This is a genomic window from Actinomadura fibrosa, from assembly GCF_900659615.1.
Lineage (GTDB): Bacteria > Actinomycetota > Actinomycetes > Streptosporangiales > Streptosporangiaceae > Spirillospora > Spirillospora fibrosa.
Genome location: NZ_CAACUY010000453.1, coordinates 1 through 3817 on the forward strand (window position 1 = coordinate 1; position 3817 = coordinate 3817).

Consider the following 3817-nt stretch of genomic DNA (forward strand, 5'->3'; position numbering starts at 1 on the left):
CCGCCCGACCGCAGCACCCGGACCTCCACTCCGGCGGCGGGCGGCAGCGGCAGCGGCGCGCCCGGCCGCGGCCGGTCGTCCACGACGATGATCTCGTGGGGTGCGGCGGCGGAGCCCCCGTTCAGCGAGGCCAGCAGCGCGTCCAGCAGGACCCTCAGGCTCTCCCGCCCGATCGTCGGGACGACGACGGTGTAGCTCATCGGGCGTGCACCCCCGCGTCCGGCCCAGCGTCCCGTTCCGCGTCCCGGCCCGCGCGCCGCACCACGTACGGGCCGATCGCGAGCAGGTCCACCGGCGCCGACCCGAAGCACTCCAGCGCGTCGCGCGGGTCGTCGACCATCGGACGGCCCGCGGTGTTCAGGCTCGTGTTGATGACGACCGGGACGCCGGTGCGGAGGCGGAACTCCTCCAGCAGCCGCGCCACCAGCGGCTCGTCCTCGGCGGCGACGGTCTGGATCCGCGCGGTGCCGTCCACGTGGACGACCGCGGGGATCCGCTCGCGCCACTCCGGCCGGACCCGGTGCACGAACAGCATGTACGGGCTCGGGATCGGCCCCTCGAAGATCTCCGGCGCGTGCTCCAGCGCGACCATCGGCGCGATCGGCCGGAACTGCTCGCGCCCCTTGACGTCGTTGAGCCGCTCGACGTTGCCGGCGTGGCCGGGATGCGCGAGCAGCGAGCGGTGCCCGAGCGCGCGCGGCCCGAACTCGGAGCGGCCCTGGAACCAGGCCACGACCTCGTTGCGGGCGAGGGACTCGGCGACCGTCGCGGCCAGGTCGTCCGGGCGCTCGTAGGGGATCCTCGCGGTGTCCAGGTACCGGGCGATCCCCGCGTCGTCCCACTGCCGGCCGAGGTCGGCGCCCGGCATCGCGGCGACCCGCTCGCCCGCGCCGCGCGCCAGGTGCAGCGCGGCGCCGAGCGCCGTGCCCGCGTCGCCCGCGGCGGGCTGGACCCAGATCTCCTCGTACGGCCCGGCGTCCGCGAGGCGCGAGTTCGCGACGCAGTTCAGCGCCACGCCGCCCGCCAGCATCAGCCGCCGGGACCCCGTCCGGCCGTGCAGCCAGCCGGCCAGGTCCAGCAGCACCTCCTCCAGGCGCGCCTGGACGCTCGCGGCGAGGTCGGCGTGGTCGCGGGTCCACTCGCCGTCCGGCTGGCGGGCCTTGGCGAGCGCCCCCCAGTCGATCGGCGCGACCGCGAAACCGCCGTCGCCGGTGGCGCCGACGTGCTCGCGCAGCTCGTCCAGGAAGCGCGGCTCCCCGTAGGACGCGAGGGCCATGACCTTGTACTCGTCGCTGGAGCGCAGGAACCCGAGGTGCTCGGTGAGGTCCTCGTACATCAGCCCGAGGGAGTGCGGGAGCCGCTGCGCGTGCAGCGTGCTCAGCTCGCCGTTCCGGTACGTCCCGGACAGGTGCGAGTGCGACTCGCCGCGGCCGTCGAGGACGAGCACGTCCCCGTCGCCCGGGCCCGGCGCCGCGAGCCCCGCGGACGCGGCGTGCGCGACGTGGTGCGGCACGTACCGGACGATGCCGGGGTCCAGCCCGGGGAGCGCGGTCGAGAGGAAGGCGGGGGCGCGCTGCGCGTACAGGGTCCGCAGCCTCTCCCACTGGGCGTCGTGCCCGTCGAGGCCCGGCTCGACCAGGCCGGGGTCGTAGGAGTAGGCGACGGCGTCCAGGTCGCCGGGCTCCAGCCCGGCCTCGTCCAGGCACCACCGGGCGGCCTTCTCCGGCAGCTCCCAGGCGGAGAAGGCGACCGGGCGCTTGCCGTGCTTGCGGCGGCTGAAGCGCTCCTCCTCGGCGGCGGCCACGATGTGGCCGTCCACCACCAGTGCGGCGGATGGATCGTGGAAAATCGCATTGATTCCGAGCACGCGCATAAGAGCCCCGTTTCGGCGCAGCGTGGGATGAAGGGGCGATGCCGTCGTCTTGGACATCGAGCCCGAGGGGAGCAGAGAAGTAAATCCCCTATAGGTGATTCGGCATTGCCCGGAAAGGCCGACCTAAACACGTGCGCCGGAAAAGTCGCAGGTAAACGATGTCGTGCCAGGTGGGCGGCCACTCGGAGGGGGCGGCCGGGACGGGCGGTACATGAGGGGGCGGACGGCGGGTACGAGCCGCGCATGTCCTTCACCGTGGTCGTGATCACGCGTGACCGCCGCCGCTCGCTGCTGGCGACGCTGGAGCGGCTGCGCGCCCTGCCGGGCGGCCCGCCGGTCATCGTCGTCGACAACGCGTCGGCGGACGGCACCGCCGCGGCCGTGGCGGCCGGCTTCCCGGAGTTCCGGCTCGTCCGGTCGCCGCGCAACCTCGGCGCCGTGGCGCGCAACCTCGCGATCGACCACGTCCGCACCCCGTACGCGGCGTTCTGCGACGACGACACCTGGTGGGACCCGGACGCCCCGTCCCGCGCGGCCGCCCTGCTGGACGCGCACCCGCGGCTCGCGGTCGTGACGGGCCGCATCCTCGTCGAGCCCGGCGCCCGCGAGGACCCGATCGTGCCGGAGCTGCGCGACTCGCCCGTCCCCGGGCCGGCGTGGCTGCCCGGTCCCGCGCTCGGGTCGTTCCTCGCCGGGGCCTCCATGGTGCGGGTCGAGGCGTTCCGCGCCGCCGGCGGCTTCTCGCCGCGGCTGTGGCTCGGCGGCGAGGAGGAGCTCCTGGCCGCGGACCTCATGGCCCTCGGCTGGCACCTGTGCTACGCCGAGGACGTCGTGATCCACCACCAGCCGTCGCCGCTGCGCGAGGCCCATCTGAGGCGCCGCCACGGCATCCGCAACACCCTCTGGTTCACGTGGCTGCGGCGTCCGGTGCCGGTGGCGGTCCGGCGCACGTCCGGGCTGCTGCGGACGCTGCCCCGCGACCGGGTCACCGCGGGCGCGCTGGCCGAGGCCGCCGCCGGGCTGCCGTGGGTCGTCCGGGAGCGCCGCCGCCTGCCCCCGGACGTCGAGGCGCGGCTCCGCACCCTGGAGGCGTCCCAGCGCGACTCCAAGGCCCGCCGCTACGTGAGCTGACCCACCCGTCCTTTCCCGAGCGAGGGAGCCGCGCCATGTCCGACACGCCGAGACCCGATGCCCCGCCGCCCGAGGGACCGGCGCCCGCCGCGCCGACGCCGGGCGTCACGGTCGTGGTCGCGACCCGCGACCGGGCCGAGGAGCTGCGCGGCAGCCTCCGCAAGCACGAGGCGCCCGTCATCGTGGTGGACAACGCCTCCGGCGACGCCACACCGGACGTCGCGGCGGAGGCGGGCGCCCGCGTGCTGCGCCTGCCGGACAACCGCGGAGCCGCCGCCCGCAACACGGGCGCCGAGCACGCGGACACCCCGTACATCGCGTTCGCCGACGACGACTCCTGGTGGGCTCCCGGCGCTCTCCGGCGGGCCGTGGAGATCCTCGACGCCCACCCGAGGACGGCGCTGCTCGCCGCCCGGGTGCTCGTCGGGCCGGAGGAGCGGACGGAGGCGGTCTCCGAGGAGATGGCGTGCGCCCCGCTCGGCCGTCCCGCCGACCTTCCCGGGCCCGCCGTGCTCGGGTTCCTCGCCTGCTCGGCGATCGTCCGCAGGGACGCCTTCCTCGCCGCCGGCGGCTTCTCCGACGTGCTGCACTTCGCCGGCGAGGAGGAGCTGCTGGCGCTCGACCTCGCCGCCGCCGGATGGGGGCTGGCCTACGTGCCGGAGCTGGTCGTCCACCACCATCCGTCGCGGTCCGGGCGCGACCCCTCGGCGCGGCGGCGCCGCGAGGCGCGCAACCGGCTGCTGACCGCCTGGCTGCGGCGGCCGCTCCCGGCGGTCGCGCGGACCGCCGCGTCCCTCCTCGCCACGCCGGACG

At 76.1% G+C, this 3817-nt stretch carries 3 protein-coding genes and 1 pseudogene; 2 read left to right on the forward strand and 2 right to left on the reverse strand.

Annotated features, from left to right (window positions below; all coding sequences use genetic code 11):
• Both E1300_RS48360 and E1300_RS48365 read right to left on the reverse strand, forming a co-directional pair.
• A pseudogene (locus tag E1300_RS48360) lies at positions 1–200 on the reverse strand (HAD-IIIA family hydrolase); the annotation flags it as partial.
• Positions 197–1873, reverse strand: a complete 1677-nt coding sequence (locus tag E1300_RS48365; protein ID WP_131763978.1) for a carbamoyltransferase family protein — start codon at positions 1871–1873, stop codon at positions 197–199. The pseudogene E1300_RS48360 and the gene E1300_RS48365, both read right to left, overlap by 4 nt.
• Before the next feature lie 243 nt (positions 1874–2116).
• Between E1300_RS48365 and E1300_RS48370 the strand changes: the two genes are divergently transcribed.
• Positions 2117–3004: a glycosyltransferase family 2 protein gene (locus E1300_RS48370; protein WP_131763979.1), complete on the forward strand. Its 888-nt coding sequence runs from the start codon at positions 2117–2119 to the stop codon at positions 3002–3004.
• Between the two features lie 35 nt (positions 3005–3039).
• On the forward strand, positions 3040–3817 hold a 778-nt coding region (locus E1300_RS48375), incomplete at its 3' end, for a glycosyltransferase family 2 protein (RefSeq protein WP_131763980.1).